The following is a 15129-nucleotide window of genomic DNA, read 5'->3' as shown; positions in this document are numbered from 1 at the left end:
GCAAAAAAAGCCCCTCGTTCGAGGGGCTTTTGTATTACAGCACTTTATGCGGTCCAAAACATTCGTAATGGATGTTGTCTTTATTGACGCCCAGCTCAACCAGCTGTTTCGCGGCATACTGCATAAACGCCACCGGACCGCAGACGTAGAACTGCATCTCCGGCGCGCTGAACGCGCCTTCATGCTGGCGTAAATCCATCAACCCTTCGCTGTCAAAGCGGGCCGCTGTACGATCGGCATCCGTTGGCAGACGATACCAGGTGTGCGCGGTGAAACGCGGCAGGGTAGCACCCAGCGTTTTCACCTCATCAGCAAAGGCGTGCACATCCCCGTTTTCAGCGGCGTGGAACCAGTTAACCTGCGCGCTGTGGCTGGATTTCGCCAGCGTGTCCAGCATCGCCAGCATTGGCGTTTGACCCACACCCGCAGAGATCAGCGTCACCGGGGTATTTGCCTCAACGGTCATAAAGAAATCGCCCGCCGGCGCAGCCAGATGAACCACGTCGCCCACGCTGGCCTCGTTATGCAGCCAGCTGGAAACCTGGCCGCCGTCCTCGCGTTTCACCGCAATACGGTAGCCTTTGCCGTTTGGCTTACGGGTGAGGGAGTACTGGCGGATCTCCTGATGCGGGAAACCTTCAGGCTTCAGCCAGACGCCGAGATACTGCCCCGGCTGATAATCGGCAACGGGTTGACCATCCACCGGCTCGAACTCAAAACTGGTAATCAGCGCGCTACGCGGCGTTTTCTCAACAATGCGGAAGGCGCGGGTCCCTTCCCAGCCACCGTTCTTGCTGGCGTTTTCGCTGTAGATCTGCGCTTCACGGTTGATAAAGACGTTTGCCAGCACGCCGTAAGCTTTGCCCCATGCGTCCAGTACCTCCTGGCCCGGGCTGAACATCTCGTCCAGCGTCGCCAGCAGGTGACCGCCCACAATGTTGTACTGCTCGGGTTTGATCTGGAAGCTGGTATGCTTCTGCGCGATTTTCTCCACCGCAGGCAGCAGGGCTGGCAGATTTTCAATGTTGCTGGCGTAGGCCGCGATGGCATTGAAAAGCGCTTCCCGCTGATCGCCGTTACGCTGGTTACTCATGTTGAAAATCTCTTTCAACTCCGGGTTGTGCGCGAACATGCGGTCGTAGAAATGAGCGGTGAGCTTAGGGCCTGTCTCCACCAGCAGGGGAATGGTGGCTTTAACGGTAGCGATGGTTTGAGCGTCGAGCATGAGCGCGTCCTTCTGATGTGAACTTAATGATGTATTTTAAATGCATCTTATAAAAATAACCCTGCGATGTAAATGGTTCTTTGCAAGATGAAATATATGCATCACAAACCTGAAAAGAAATCCGTTGAAAATGACGAGGGCTTTATTCCTCAAACCCTTGCGTGGCGTGAAGGAAAACGTTTGCGTAAAATCGTTTGTCAAGACCTGTTATCACAGAACTATTCAGTTATACTGTTGCCCGTCGTCCAACAGGACTGCCTTTTCAGGCCAAATTTTACTTGTTAGCTGAGTCAGGAGATGCGGATGTTAAAGCGTGAAATGAACATTGCCGATTATGATGCCGAACTGTGGCAGGCTATGGAGCAGGAAAAAGTACGTCAGGAAGAGCACATCGAACTGATCGCCTCCGAGAACTACACCAGCCCGCGCGTCATGCAGGCGCAGGGTTCTCAGCTGACCAACAAATATGCTGAAGGTTATCCGGGCAAGCGCTACTATGGCGGTTGCGAGTACGTTGATATCGTTGAGCAACTGGCGATTGACCGTGCGAAAGAACTCTTTGGCGCTGACTACGCTAACGTCCAGCCGCACTCCGGCTCTCAGGCAAACTTCGCGGTCTACACCGCGCTGCTGCAGCCGGGCGATACCGTTCTGGGTATGAACCTGGCGCAGGGCGGTCACCTGACTCACGGCTCCCCGGTAAACTTCTCTGGCAAACTGTACAACATCATCCCTTACGGTATTGATGAGTCAGGCAAAATTGACTACGAAGACATGGCGAAGCAGGCTAAAGAGCACAAGCCGAAGATGATCATCGGTGGTTTCTCTGCTTACTCCGGTATCGTTGACTGGGCAAAGATGCGTGAAATCGCAGACAGCATCGGTGCTTACCTGTTCGTGGATATGGCGCACGTTGCCGGTCTTATCGCCGCGGGCGTTTACCCGAACCCGGTTCCTCATGCTCACGTTGTGACCACCACCACGCACAAAACCCTGGCGGGTCCACGCGGTGGCCTGATCCTGGCGAAAGGCGGCGATGAAGAGCTGTACAAAAAACTGAACTCCGCTGTGTTCCCAAGCGCACAGGGCGGCCCGCTGATGCACGTGATCGCGGCAAAAGCCGTCGCGCTGAAAGAAGCGATGGAGCCAGAGTTCAAAGTCTACCAGCAGCAGGTTGCCAAAAACGCCAAAGCGATGGTGGAAGTGTTCCTGAACCGTGGTTACAAAGTGGTGTCCGGCGGTACTGAAAACCACCTGTTCCTGCTGGATCTGGTTGATAAGAACCTGACCGGTAAAGAAGCTGACGCCGCCCTGGGCCGCGCCAACATCACCGTGAACAAAAACAGCGTACCAAACGATCCGAAGAGTCCGTTCGTGACCTCCGGTATCCGTATCGGTTCTCCGGCTGTTACTCGCCGCGGTTTCAAAGAAGCGGAAGTGAAAGAGCTGGCTGGCTGGATGTGTGACGTTCTGGACAACATCAATGACGAAGCGGTTATTGAGCGCGTAAAAGCGAAAGTTCTGGATATCTGCGCACGCTTCCCGGTATACGCATAATTCTTCTGCTTAGCAGAAATAAAAAGGCCGCGTTTGCGGCCTTTTTTTATGTCTTAACGTCGGTCGAGGGATATTGCTCCCGGTCCCACAATGGCCAGCAGGATAAATGCGCCAGCAATACTGACGTTCTTGTAGAAATTAATCATATTCGGCACAACCGCATCCCCGGTCATGTCCCAGTAATGGTGACCAATAACTGCCGTGCCCAGCGTGTAGAACACAAACAGTACGGCGAGAGGGCGGGTGAAAAAGCCCAGCACGATCAGGATGGCGGCAGGGACTTCCATCACCACGGCGATAATGGCCGCCAGCATGGGCATTGGCGCGCCAAGCGACGTCATATATTGTACGGTGCCGTTAAACCCCGTCAGTTTTGGATAGCCGAAGATAATAAAGAGTACGACAAGCGCGATACGGGCAATCAACAACAACAGGTGGCGTGACTGACCGAAATCGAAATAGCGAAGTGAGTTCATGGCAGAAAACCTCTGCAAGTGGAGTAATTTAAACGTAATACACATTTTCGTTCCCTGCCATAAGCCAGACGACTGCATAGAATGTTAATTTTTCGTTAATTTATAGCAGGCTATCTACTTGCTTAATTTTTATATTCTCGCCAGACTATGGCCTCCATTTCGGGAGGGATTCATGGTCTTGCATTCCACGCGCTGGCTGGCGCTCAGCTATTTCACCTATTTCTTTAGTTACGGTATTTTTCTGCCTTTCTGGAGCGTCTGGCTCAAGGGAATTGGCCTTACTCCGGAAACCATCGGTTTCCTGCTGGGGGCGGGGCTGGTGGCGCGTTTCCTTGGCAGCCTGCTGATTGCACCGCGCGTCAGCGATCCCTCCTCACTCATCAAAGCGGTGCGTATTCTTGCCTTGTTAACGCTGGTCTTTGTGGCCTGCTTCTGGGTCAGCCATCAGTTTGCCTGGCTGATGGTGGTGATGGTCGGCTTTAACCTGTTCTTCTCCCCGCTGGTTCCCCTGACGGACGCCCTGGCAAACACCTGGCAAAAGCAGATCACCATGGACTACGGTCGCGTGCGCCTGTGGGGCTCCATTGCGTTTGTGATTGGCTCTGCGCTGGTGGGGAAACTGGTCAGTCTTTACGATTACCACGCCATTCTTGCCCTGTTAAGCATCGGTATCGCCTCGATGTTGCTGGGCATGCTGCTGCGACCGTCAGTCATGCCGCAAGGCGAAAGTCGCCATCAGGAAAGCGCAGGCTGGCCCGCCTGGCGAAGCCTGGTGGCGCAAAGCTGGCGTTTTCTGGCCTGCGTCTGCCTGCTTCAGGGGGCGCACGCGGCGTATTACGGCTTCAGTGCCATTTACTGGCAGGGCGCCGGTTACTCTGCCTCTGCCGTGGGCTACCTGTGGTCGCTTGGCGTGGTGGCCGAAGTGATTATCTTTGCGCTCAGCAAGAAACTGTTTCGCCGCTTCGGCGCGCGCGACCTGCTGCTGCTCTCCGCCGTGTGTGGCGTGGCGCGGTGGGGCATTATGGGCTGGACGACTGAACTGCCCTGGTTGATCGTGGCGCAAATTCTGCACTGCGGCACCTTTACCGTCTGCCATCTGGCGGCCATGCGCTATATCGCCGCGCGTGAAGGCGGGGATGTGATTCGCTTGCAGGCGGTCTATTCTGCGGTGGCGATGGGCGGCAGCATTGCCGTGATGACGGTCTTTGCGGGCTTCCTGTATCAACATCTGGGACACGGCGTGTTCTGGGTAATGGCACTGGTCGCGCTACCGGCGATGTTTATTCGCCCGAAAGTGGCCGCGCGCGCCTGACTACGATTCCAGCATAGCGCGAATATGTTCTTGCTGCTGTGCGTTCAGCGATTCCACGGCGTGGATCAGCGGCGGCGAGAACAGGGGCAGGGCGGTGGGGTAAGGGGTAATGACCAGCGCCGCTTCGCGCGGAGCTCCCTCTTTCTGAAAAGCCTGCAGCGTCAGATAACGAATATTGAGCGGCAGCAGCGTTAGTTCGCGTAGCTGCTGTTCAATCACTTCTTCACAGGATTTATCCTCTCCGGTTAATAACACCACCTGTTTTTCGTGCAGATCGGTCTCCTGCATCAGCCAGGCGCCAAAAATCACCGCCACCAGACTCATCTCTTCATCAGAAAAACGCAGGCCAAACTCCGCTTCCAGCTCAAACAACGCCTCCTTGGTGGTGCGTAACAGACGGGGGTAAAGGCGATGGATCTCTTCTGGCAGGCTGTTGTCGATGCCGATCTCAAACAGCGACCGGTCCAGCGCCTGTGCCAGATGAACGTAGAGCTGATCGGTCAGCCCTTGTTCATCGCTGAAGTTCATTCCTGTCTGGGCGCGAAAACGGGCAATCATCCGCACGATGGCCCGGCGCAGACGCTGATCCTGCTGATGTTTATCGAGCACCGGATCGGGCGTGCGCAGCATCATAAACAGCAGCGCGAGGAACAGTTGTTCGTTGCTGTGGGTGCCCTGCGGCACGCAGCGTTTCCAGTGACGCACAATTTCCTGCGCCGTAAAGTATTCCCCTCGCGACTGTGTCCAGTTGCGCTGATCGGGGGAAAACTGCGGCGTATTGCCCAGGTGATGCTGGATCAGACAATACTGCAAGAAGAGCTGTAAAAATTGCACGTCACGGCAGTCAAAGGGGCGCTGTAGCTTTCGCGAACAGAAGCTGATCAACGCCCGCAGATTCGTATCGTCATAAAGCGGACGCGCGATGCCCTGCTGTTTAAGCGCGGTTTTAAGCGCCGGGGTAAACTGTTGCGAAACAAAATGTGGGCACAGGCGGAGCGCCCTGCGCAGCCAGTGCAGCAGACATAAACGCTGATTCAGGACCGTGCCTTCAATCCGGTAGCTGCCGTCATGGTGCGTGACAATGTCCAGCCGGTGATAGCGCTGGATTTCATCGCGCGTCTCGGCTATATCTTGCCGTGCCATGGCGTCGTCCACGCCGTTGGTTGCGATTATGCTCTGTGCGGTGACGGCAGCATCGGGCAGGTAAAGCATCAAAAGCACCTGGCAGCGGCGCTGCGAACTGGAAAGCACAGATGGAATTTCAAGCGTTGTCATCATCTGTTGGGTATCCAGTGTGAATGTCTGGTAAGAATAGCTAAAGGATCGACGCTGAAAAGCGTACCGGCAGCCCTTTCACTCAGGATTGCTGGCGAACATCACAGAATTTTTGACGTGAGGAATTGATGCAAACAGTTAAACACAGCGCGATGGCGTTATTTTTGGCGGTTATCACTTTCACCGCCGGCGCGCATCCTCACAGTTTTATCAGTCTCAAAACCGAGCTGGTGACTGACGGAACCCAGTTGAGCGGCCTGAAAATGCGCTGGACGATGGATGAAATCACCTCGGCCGATCTCCTGTATGACGCGGGAAATGCAAAGCCAGGCGATGAGATCTGGAAAAAGCTGGCGGCGGAGGTCATGGCCAACGTGCTGGGACAGCACTACTTCACCGAGTTCTGGCATAACGGACAAAAGGTGAAGTTTATGAATCGCCCGACGGAGTACGGCATGTCGCGCGACGGTCATCAGGCGGTGCTGACGTTTGTTCTCCCGCTGGCGCATCCTCAGCCGCTGGCAGGACAGACGTATACCTTTTCCACCTTCGACCCCACCTATTACGTCGATATGAGCTATGCGAAGGAGAGTGACGTGACGCTACCGACTACCCTGCAAAAATCCTGCAAACTCGCTGTTCATACGCCAAAACCCAGCGAAGAGACGCTCAACTTCGCCGTCTCTCTGGATAAAGAGGATGCCCCTCCTGAAGATATGGAACTGGGTAAACAGTTTGCACAGCAGGTGACGTTACAATGTCAGTGATCGCCTCTTCCGCCCGCAAACCACGTCGCTGGCTTCATCTCTGGCCGCTGGCGCTTTTTTTATTGTTGGCCGTGTGCGGCGCGCTGTGGTTATGGCAGGCCTGGCCGCAGGTTATGATGAAAAGCATTCTCTGGCAGCGTGACGTTAACCAGCAGATGAGTGGACTACTCAAGGCGGTGGCGGATAACCCAACAAAAGCAGGTGGTTCCCTGCTGGCATTCAGTTTTGTCTACGGGGTGCTGCATGCGCTGGGGCCGGGGCACGGCAAGATTGTGATTACTACCTGGCTTGCCACGCATCCCTCGAAGCTGAAATCGAGCATCGGTCTGACACTGGCCTCTTCGCTGCTGCAGGGCGGCGTCGCTATCGGGCTGGTAGTGGTCGTCCTCTCGCTGTTACAGCTTCCCGCTCGTCAGCTGCACCTGAGCAGTTTCTGGCTGGAGAAGGGAAGTTATGCGCTGGTGGGCGTGCTGGGGGTGATCCTCTGCTGGCGGGCGCTGAAAAAACTGCGCGTACTGCTGCAAAAGCCAACCTTCAAATCCTTTACGCCACATCATGTCCATGATGCCCACTGCGGCTGCGGACATCAGCATCTGCCTACGCAGGCGCAGTTGCAGAGCGGCGGCGACTGGCGTGCGCGGGTGATGATTGTTCTTTCAATGGGGATGCGACCATGTTCAGGCGCAATCATGGTGCTGCTGTTCAGCAAAGTGATTGGCGTATTCGGCTGGGGCATGCTCTCTGCGCTGGCTATGGCGGCAGGAACGTCCCTGACCATTTCGTCACTGGCATTACTGGTTCACAGCTTCCGTCAACTGGCGGTAAAACTCAGCGGCAATAAGACGCCGGTGCTGTGGCGACAGGTAGGCTGGACGACGCTCGCGCTGGCGGGCGGGGTGATTCTGCTGGTAGCGGCGGTGACGATGTGGATGAGTGCGGTGCCGGTGGGAAGGGGATTACGGCCGTTTTAGTAGGGTGCGGTCTGATGCCCTCACCCTGACCCTCTCCCACCGGGAGAGGGAATTACCGGGATTAACGCTTCAGCGCATCGCTCAGTTCATCACGCATGTTTGCCAGCATGGCTTTAACAACGCGTGGGTTACCTGCAACGATGTTGCCGGTAGACATATAGTTATGGCCGCCGGTGAAATCGCATACCAGTGCGCCTGCTTCACGCGCGATCAGCTCGCCCGCAGCAAAGTCCCACGGCTTCAGCGCCAGTTCGAAGTAACCGTCAACGCGGCCGGTCGCCACGTAGGCCAGATCCAGCGCGGCAGAGCCGGTGCGACGGAAGTCCGCGCATTCGGTGAACAGTTTGCCGAGGATATTCATGTAGGTGGTTGCGTGCTGTTTCGCCTTGAACGGGAAACCGGTCGCCAGAATGGTGCCGTCCAGATCGCGTGCATTGCTGCAGCGCAGACGGTAACCGTTCAGCTGCGCGCCCTGACCGCGGGTAGCGGTGAACAGTTCGTTACGCATTGGATCATAAACAACGGCAACTTCAGTACGGCCTTTAATGCGTACTGCAATAGACACAGAGAAGTGTGGCAGGCGTTTAACGAAGTTGGTGGTGCCATCCAGTGGATCGATAACCCATTGAACATCCTGATCGGTACCTTCATGTTCACCGCTTTCTTCGGTGATGATGGTGTGCTGTGGGTAAGATTTGCGGATCGTTTCGATAATAATCGCTTCTGCGGCTTTATCGACGTTAGTCACGAAATCATTGCTGCCTTTCTGGCTGGTTTCTACGGAGTCTGGCGTTTCGTAGTGTTTGGCAATTACATTACCCGCCTTGCGCGCTGCGCGCACGGCGATTGTCAGCATCGGATGCATCGGTCTCTCTCACTGGATGTTAAAGAACAGGAAAATCGGCGCAGAGTATAGCAGCGGGATCGGAATATGTCTCTCGTTTATGATAATATGCCCGAATATTCTTTAGACACTGAATTCAGACATCCAAAACTATGCTGCAAAACATTCGAATCGTGCTGGTCGAAACATCGCATACCGGCAATATGGGCTCCGTTGCCCGCGCTATGAAAACCATGGGCTTAACGAATCTGTGGCTGGTTAATCCGCTGGTGAAACCGGACTCTCAGGCCATCGCACTGGCCGCCGGTGCCAGCGACGTGATTGGCAACGCGCAAATTGTTGATACCCTGGACGAAGCGCTGGCGGGTTGCAGTCTGGTCGTCGGTACCAGCGCGCGTTCCCGTACGCTGCCGTGGCCAATGCTGGACCCGCGCGAATGCGGCCTGAAAAGTGTCTCAGAAGCGGAACAGGCGCCTGTGGCGCTGGTGTTTGGGCGTGAGCGCGTCGGCCTGACCAATGACGAACTGCAGAAGTGCCATTACCACGTCGCGATTGCGGCGAACCCGGAATACAGCTCGCTGAACCTGGCGATGGCGGTACAGGTCATTGCCTACGAAGTGCGGATGGCCTGGCTGGCGACCCAGGAGAAAGTGGCAGAACCGAAAGAAGAGACCGCCTATCCGCTGGTGGACGATCTGGAGCGCTTCTATGGTCACCTGGAGCAGACGCTGCTCTCTACCGGTTTTATCCGCGAAGGCCATCCGGGGCAGGTGATGAATAAGCTGCGTCGCCTGTTCACCCGTGCGCGCCCGGAAAGCCAGGAGCTGAACATCCTGCGTGGGATTCTGGCGTCGATTGAGCAGAAGAATAAAGAGTAGTGTCGTCTGTTCGCCGGGTGGCGCTGCGCTTACCCGGCCTACAAAACCCGTAGGCCCGTGCAAGCGCAGCGCCGCCGGGCAAAAGAATACGGCACGGAAGGTTAAATACCTGACTAAAACAGTCAAGTAAATAGTTGACCAATTTAGTCAGGAATGTCAGACTTGGCCCTGCTATGCAATACCCCATTTTACTATAAAAAACCCCGGGCAGGGGCGAGTTTGAGGTTAAGTAAGACATGAGACTGACATCTAAAGGGCGTTATGCCGTAACCGCGATGCTGGACGTTGCGCTCAACTCCGAAGCGGGCCCGGTTCCGTTGGCTGATATTTCTGAACGACAAGGGATCTCCCTCTCTTATCTGGAACAGCTGTTCTCCAGACTGCGTAAAAATGGACTGGTTTCCAGCGTTCGTGGCCCAGGCGGCGGTTATCTGCTGGGTAAAGACGCGGGCAGTATTGCGGTTGGCGAAGTCATTAGTGCGGTTGACGAATCCGTTGATGCGACCCGTTGCCAGGGTAAAGGTGGCTGCCAGGGCGGCGATAAGTGCCTGACCCACGCGCTGTGGCGCGATCTGAGCGATCGCCTGACCGGCTTCCTGAACAACATCACCCTTGGTGAACTGGTGAATAACCAGGAAGTTCTGGATGTATCGGGCCGTCAGCACAGCCAGGAATCTCAACGCAGCACCCGCGCGCAGGACGCTATCGACGTTAAATTACGCGCGTAATAAAAAGATAAGTATTTCAGAATCAGGCCGGGGCGAAGCTGCCCCGTGTACTCGGTCGTACATCCAGCCGGTTGCCTGATTCCTTGCATTGAAGCGATGTACGGAGTTTATAGAGCAATGAAATTACCGATTTATCTCGACTACTCCGCAACCACGCCGGTGGACCCGCGTGTTGCCGAGAAAATGATGCAGTGTCTGACCCTGGACGGAAACTTTGGTAACCCAGCTTCCCGTTCACACCGTTTTGGCTGGCATGCTGAAGAGGCGGTGGATATCGCCCGTAATCAGATTGCTGACCTGGTGGGTGCCGACCCGCGTGAGATTGTGTTCACCTCCGGTGCGACCGAATCCGACAACCTGGCGATCAAAGGTGCAGCCAACTTTTATCAGAAAAAAGGCAAGCACATCATCACCAGCAAAACCGAACATAAAGCTGTGCTGGACACCTGCCGTCAGCTCGAGCGTGAAGGCTTTGAAGTCACTTACCTGGCGCCACAGAGCAACGGTATTATTGACCTGAAAGAGCTCGAAGCGGCGATGCGTGATGACACCATCCTGGTTTCCATCATGCATGTAAACAACGAAATCGGCGTGGTGCAGGATATCGCGACCATCGGCGAAATGTGCCGTGCGCGCGGCATCATCTATCACGTTGATGCGACTCAGAGCGTGGGCAAACTGCCTATCGACCTGAGCCAGCTGAAAGTCGACCTGATGTCCTTCTCCGGCCACAAAATCTATGGCCCGAAAGGTATCGGCGCGCTGTACGTTCGTCGTAAGCCACGTATCCGCATTGAAGCGCAGATGCACGGTGGCGGACACGAGCGCGGCATGCGTTCCGGTACGCTGCCTGTTCACCAGATTGTGGGCATGGGCGAAGCTTACCGCATTGCGAAAGAAGAGATGGAAACCGAGATGGCGCGCCTGCGCACGCTCCGTAACCGTCTGTGGGACGGCGTGAAAGATATGGAAGAAGTGTATCTGAACGGCGATCTCGAGCAGGGCGCACCCAACATCCTCAACGTGAGCTTCAACTATGTTGAAGGCGAATCGCTGATCATGGCGCTGAAAGACCTGGCGGTCTCTTCCGGTTCTGCCTGTACGTCTGCAAGCCTGGAGCCATCCTACGTGCTGCGCGCGTTGGGTATGACTGACGAGCTGGCACACAGCTCTATCCGTTTCTCTTTAGGTCGTTTCACTACCGAAGAAGAGATTGGCTACACCATCAAGCTGGTTCGCAACTCCATCGGCCGTCTGCGTGACCTTTCTCCACTGTGGGAAATGTTCAAGCAGGGCGTGGATCTGAACAGCATTGAATGGTCACATCACTAATCGGTACATAAGGAGAATTCAATCATGGCATACAGCGAAAAAGTAATCGATCATTACGAGAACCCGCGCAACGTTGGCTCTTTTGACAACAGCGACGAGAGCGTAGGTAGCGGTATGGTTGGCGCGCCAGCTTGTGGCGACGTGATGAAGTTGCAGATTAAAGTCAACAATGAAGGTATCATTGAAGACGCGCGCTTCAAGACCTACGGCTGCGGTTCTGCTATCGCGTCCAGCTCCCTGGTTACCGAGTGGGTGAAGGGCAAGTCTCTGGACGAAGCACAGGCAATCAAGAACACGGATATTGCTGAAGAACTCGAACTGCCACCGGTGAAAATTCACTGTTCTATCCTGGCAGAAGACGCGATCAAAGCCGCCATTGCGGATTACAAAAGCAAACGTGAAGCAAAATAATTGAGGTTTGAGTATGTCGATTACCCTTAGCGACAGCGCTGCCGCGCGAGTAAGCTCTTTTCTGGCGAACCGTGGTAAAGGCTTTGGCCTGCGACTGGGCGTACGTACCTCCGGCTGTTCTGGTATGGCTTACGTACTGGAGTTTGTTGACGAACCAGCGTCCGATGACACTGTGTTTGAAGACAAGGGCGTGAAGGTGGTGGTCGATGGCAAAAGCCTGCAATTCCTCAACGGCACTCAGCTGGACTTTGTAAAAGAAGGCCTGAACGAAGGGTTCAAATTCACGAACCCGAACGTCAAAGACGAGTGTGGTTGCGGCGAAAGCTTCCACGTTTAATCGCGCGTCATCCGAAACCCCACCGTGGCTTTATTTGCTACGCGTGGGGTTTGTTCTAACAGGCTACCCCTGAGATTGTTATGGATTACTTCACTCTCTTCGGTTTACCCGCTCAATACCCGATTGATCTCCAGGCGCTGACGATCCGTTTTCAGGACCTGCAGCGTCAGTATCATCCGGACAAATTCGCCAGCGGTACTCAGGCTGAACAACTGGCTGCGGTGTCGCAATCCGCGACCATCAACCAGGCCTGGCAGACGCTGCGCCATCCGCTGGCGCGTGCAGAATATCTGCTTTCGCTCCACGGCTTTGATCTGGCGAGCGAACAACACACCGTACGCGACACGGCGTTTCTGATGGAACAGCTTACGCTTCGCGAAGAGCTGGATGAGATTGAACAGGCCAAAGACGAAGCGCGTCTGGAAGGGTTCATCACGCGCGTGAAGGGCATGTTTGATACCCGCCATCAGCAGATGGTGGCGCAACTGAACAACGAGACCTGGGACGTGGCGGCAGACACTGTGCGCAAACTCCGTTTTCTCGATAAACTGCGAAGCAGTGCTGAACAACTCGAAGAAAAGCTGCTCGATTTTTAATTTCGGAAGCAATTATGGCCTTATTACAAATTAGTGAGCCTGGCTTAAGTGCCGCACCGCACCAGCGTCGTCTGGCGGTGGGTATTGATCTTGGCACCACCAATTCCCTCGTGGCAACCGTGCGTAGCGGCCAGGCGGAGACGCTGGCTGACGAGCAGGGCCGCCATCTGCTGCCTTCCGTGGTCCACTACCAGCAGCAGGGCCACGCGGTGGGCTTTGATGCCCGCGCTAACGCCGCGCGCGATCCGGCGAATACCATCAGCTCCGTTAAGCGGATGATGGGCCGCTCGCTGGCCGATATTCAGACCCGTTACCCGCATCTGCCGTATCAGCTGCAGGCCAGTGAAAACGGCCTGCCGATGATTGCGACTGCGGCCGGGCTGCTGAACCCAATTCGCGTATCCGCTGACATCCTTAAAGCGCTGGCGGAGCGTGCCACGGCAACGCTCGGCGGCGATTTAGACGGTGTGGTGATTACCGTTCCGGCCTACTTTGATGACGCACAGCGTCAGGGCACCAAAGACGCCGCGCGTCTGGCGGGCCTGCACGTGCTGCGCCTGCTGAACGAACCGACAGCGGCAGCGATTGCCTACGGCCTCGACTCCGGCCAGGAAGGGGTGATTGCGGTTTACGATCTCGGCGGCGGTACCTTTGATATCTCGATCCTGCGCTTAAGCCGTGGGGTGTTTGAAGTGCTGGCGACCGGCGGGGACTCCGCGCTGGGCGGCGATGACTTTGACCATCTGCTGGCGGATTACATTCGCGAGCTGGCGGGTATCAGCGATCGCAGCGATGCCCGCGTACAGCGTGAACTGCTGGATGCGGCCATCGAGGCCAAAATTGCGCTAAGCGATGCTGAGTCAGTCAGTGTGAACGTGGCGGGCTGGCAGGGTGAGATCGCCCGTGAACAGTTTAACGATCTCATCGCCCCTCTGGTGAAACGCACGTTGTTAGCCTGCCGTCGTGCGCTGAAAGATGCCGGCGTTGAGGCGGATGAGGTGCTGGAAGTGGTCATGGTGGGTGGCTCCACCCGCGTACCGCTGGTGCGTGAGCGTGTAGGCGAATTCTTTGGCCGCACGCCGCTGACCTCCATTGACCCGGACAAAGTGGTTGCCGTGGGCGCGGCGATTCAGGCGGATATTCTGGTCGGCAACAAGCCGGACAGTGAAATGCTGCTGCTGGACGTCATCCCGCTGTCGCTGGGTTTAGAGACCATGGGCGGACTGGTGGAGAAAGTCATTCCGCGCAACACCACCATTCCGGTGGCACGTGCGCAGGAGTTCACTACCTTTAAAGACGGTCAGACGGCCATGTCCATTCACGTGATGCAGGGCGAACGCGAACTGGTGCAGGATTGCCGTTCTCTGGCGCGCTTTGCGCTGCGGGGCATTCCGGCGCTGCCTGCGGGCGGGGCGCATATTCGCGTCACCTTCCAGGTGGATGCGGACGGCCTGTTGAGCGTCACGGCGATGGAAAAATCGACTGGTGTCGAATCGTCCATTCAGGTGAAGCCGTCCTACGGCCTGACCGATGGCGAAATCGCCTCCATGATTAAGGACTCAATGAGCTACGCCGAGCAGGATGTGAAGGCGCGTATGCTGGCCGAACAAAAAGTGGAAGCCGCACGCGTGCTGGAAAGCCTGAACGGCGCGCTCGCTGCCGATGCCGCGCTGTTAAGCGCCGCTGAGCGTCAGGTGATTGACGAGGCTGCTGCGCACTTAAGCGTGGTCGCCCAGGGCAATGACGCTGACGCAATAGAAGAAGCCATTAAAAACGTTGATAAACAAACCCAGGACTTTGCTGCTCGCCGCATGGATAAATCTGTCCGCGTCGCGCTGAAAGGCCAGTCCGTGGACGAGGTTTAATATGCCAAAGATTGTTATTTTGCCTCATGCGGACCTCTGTCCGGATGGCGCTGTTCTGGAAGCGAAGACCGGTGAAACCATTCTCGATGTTGCCCTGCGTGCAGGTATCGAAGTGGAACACGCCTGTGAAAAATCCTGTGCCTGCACGACGTGCCACTGCATTGTGCGTGAAGGTTTCGACTCGCTTGCCGAGAGCACCGAAGACGAAGATGACATGCTGGATAAAGCATGGGGTCTGGAGCCCGACAGCCGCTTAAGCTGCCAGGCAGCGGTGACCGACGAGGATCTGGTCGTGGAGTTCCCACGCTACACCATCAACCACGCACGCGAGCATTAATATGGGACTGAAGTGGACAGACAGCCGTGAAATCGGCGAAGCGCTCTACGACGCTAACCCGGATCTCGATCCAAAAACCGTACGTTTCACCGATATGCATCAGTGGATCTGCGATTTAGAGGATTTTGACGACGATCCCAACGCATCCAATGAAAAAATTCTGGAGGCGATTCTGTTAGTCTGGTTAGATGAAGCAGAGTAAATCACGTAACGGGCTG

General features: G+C 55.8%; 17 protein-coding genes. 13 read left to right on the top strand and 4 right to left on the bottom strand.

Translation table 11 applies throughout. From position 1 onward, the window contains the following. Positions 1 to 34 precede the first annotated feature (34 nt). A complete protein-coding gene (gene hmpA / locus EQV24_RS07790) occupies positions 35 to 1225 on the bottom strand; it encodes an NO-inducible flavohemoprotein (RefSeq protein ID WP_095908107.1) in 1191 nt (396 codons plus the stop codon). 303 nt (positions 1226 to 1528) lie between these two features. Between hmpA and glyA the strand changes: the two genes are divergently transcribed. Continuing rightward, the gene (glyA, locus tag EQV24_RS07785; protein WP_013098302.1) at positions 1529 to 2782 is read left to right on the top strand and encodes a serine hydroxymethyltransferase; all 1254 of its coding nucleotides are present in this window, start codon (positions 1529 to 1531) and stop codon (positions 2780 to 2782) included. 53 nt (positions 2783 to 2835) lie between these two features. Here glyA and EQV24_RS07780 read toward each other — a convergent pair whose 3' ends face one another. Further along, positions 2836 to 3258, bottom strand: a complete 423-nt coding sequence (locus EQV24_RS07780) for a DoxX family protein (protein WP_013098301.1) — start codon at positions 3256 to 3258, stop codon at positions 2836 to 2838. 172 nt (positions 3259 to 3430) lie between these two features. On the opposite strand from EQV24_RS07780, the gene EQV24_RS07775 reads away from it, so the two are divergent. Further along, on the top strand, positions 3431 to 4570 hold the full coding sequence (locus EQV24_RS07775; protein ID WP_130626387.1) for a 3-phenylpropionate MFS transporter: 1140 nt from the start codon (positions 3431 to 3433) through the stop codon (positions 4568 to 4570). On the opposite strand, the gene csiE is transcribed toward EQV24_RS07775, so the two are convergent. Then, the gene (csiE, locus tag EQV24_RS07770) at positions 4571 to 5848 is read right to left on the bottom strand and encodes a stationary phase inducible protein CsiE (protein ID WP_130626386.1); all 1278 of its coding nucleotides are present in this window, start codon (positions 5846 to 5848) and stop codon (positions 4571 to 4573) included. Positions 5849 to 5973: 125 nt separating this feature from the next. Between csiE and EQV24_RS07765 the strand changes: the two genes are divergently transcribed. Further along, positions 5974 to 6612 (top strand): DUF1007 family protein, encoded by a 639-nt coding sequence (locus EQV24_RS07765; RefSeq protein WP_023620117.1) that lies wholly within the window; start codon positions 5974 to 5976, stop codon positions 6610 to 6612. After that, positions 6603 to 7583, top strand: a complete 981-nt coding sequence (locus EQV24_RS07760; protein WP_130626385.1) for a nickel/cobalt transporter — start codon at positions 6603 to 6605, stop codon at positions 7581 to 7583. Before EQV24_RS07765 ends, EQV24_RS07760 begins: the two co-directional genes overlap by 10 nt. Positions 7584 to 7644: 61 nt before the next feature. On the opposite strand, the gene suhB is transcribed toward EQV24_RS07760, so the two are convergent. Continuing rightward, the gene (gene suhB, locus EQV24_RS07755; RefSeq protein WP_013098296.1) at positions 7645 to 8448 is read right to left on the bottom strand and encodes an inositol-1-monophosphatase; all 804 of its coding nucleotides are present in this window, start codon (positions 8446 to 8448) and stop codon (positions 7645 to 7647) included. A 131-nt stretch (positions 8449 to 8579) separates the two neighbouring features. Here suhB and trmJ point away from each other — a divergent pair, with 131 nt between their 5' ends. The 9 genes from trmJ to iscX all read left to right on the top strand — a co-directional run bounded on the left by trmJ (position 8580) and on the right by iscX (position 15113). Next, positions 8580 to 9305, top strand: coding sequence for a tRNA (cytosine(32)/uridine(32)-2'-O)-methyltransferase TrmJ (gene trmJ, locus EQV24_RS07750; protein WP_013098295.1), 726 nt, complete (start codon positions 8580 to 8582; stop codon positions 9303 to 9305). A 236-nt stretch (positions 9306 to 9541) separates the two neighbouring features. Continuing rightward, positions 9542 to 10033 (top strand): Fe-S cluster assembly transcriptional regulator IscR, encoded by a 492-nt coding sequence (gene iscR, locus EQV24_RS07745; RefSeq protein WP_013098294.1) that lies wholly within the window; start codon positions 9542 to 9544, stop codon positions 10031 to 10033. Positions 10034 to 10150: 117 nt separating this feature from the next. Next, complete coding sequence (iscS, locus tag EQV24_RS07740) at positions 10151 to 11365, top strand: cysteine desulfurase (RefSeq protein ID WP_130626384.1); 1215 nt, start codon at positions 10151 to 10153, stop codon at positions 11363 to 11365. Between the two features lie 24 nt (positions 11366 to 11389). Next, positions 11390 to 11776, top strand: a complete 387-nt coding sequence (gene iscU / locus EQV24_RS07735) for a Fe-S cluster assembly scaffold IscU (RefSeq protein WP_003860661.1) — start codon at positions 11390 to 11392, stop codon at positions 11774 to 11776. Between the two features lie 13 nt (positions 11777 to 11789). Continuing rightward, positions 11790 to 12113, top strand: coding sequence for an iron-sulfur cluster assembly protein IscA (gene iscA / locus EQV24_RS07730; RefSeq protein WP_003860659.1), 324 nt, complete (start codon positions 11790 to 11792; stop codon positions 12111 to 12113). Between the two features lie 80 nt (positions 12114 to 12193). Then, the gene (hscB, locus tag EQV24_RS07725; RefSeq protein ID WP_020690034.1) at positions 12194 to 12709 is read left to right on the top strand and encodes a co-chaperone HscB; all 516 of its coding nucleotides are present in this window, start codon (positions 12194 to 12196) and stop codon (positions 12707 to 12709) included. 14 nt (positions 12710 to 12723) lie between these two features. Beyond that, positions 12724 to 14574: a Fe-S protein assembly chaperone HscA gene (gene hscA, locus EQV24_RS07720; protein WP_130626383.1), complete on the top strand. Its 1851-nt coding sequence runs from the start codon at positions 12724 to 12726 to the stop codon at positions 14572 to 14574. A 1-nt stretch (position 14575) separates the two neighbouring features. Next, positions 14576 to 14911 (top strand): ISC system 2Fe-2S type ferredoxin, encoded by a 336-nt coding sequence (fdx, locus tag EQV24_RS07715; RefSeq protein WP_003860652.1) that lies wholly within the window; start codon positions 14576 to 14578, stop codon positions 14909 to 14911. Between the two features lies 1 nt (position 14912). After that, positions 14913 to 15113, top strand: a complete 201-nt coding sequence (iscX, locus tag EQV24_RS07710; protein ID WP_003860650.1) for a Fe-S cluster assembly protein IscX — start codon at positions 14913 to 14915, stop codon at positions 15111 to 15113. Positions 15114 to 15129: the final 16 nt, after the last annotated feature.

It is taken from the genome of Enterobacter sp. A8, assembly GCF_004296595.1.
GTDB classification, from domain to species: domain Bacteria; phylum Pseudomonadota; class Gammaproteobacteria; order Enterobacterales; family Enterobacteriaceae; genus Enterobacter; species Enterobacter cloacae.
This window is presented reverse-complemented; position numbering and strand designations above follow the sequence as displayed.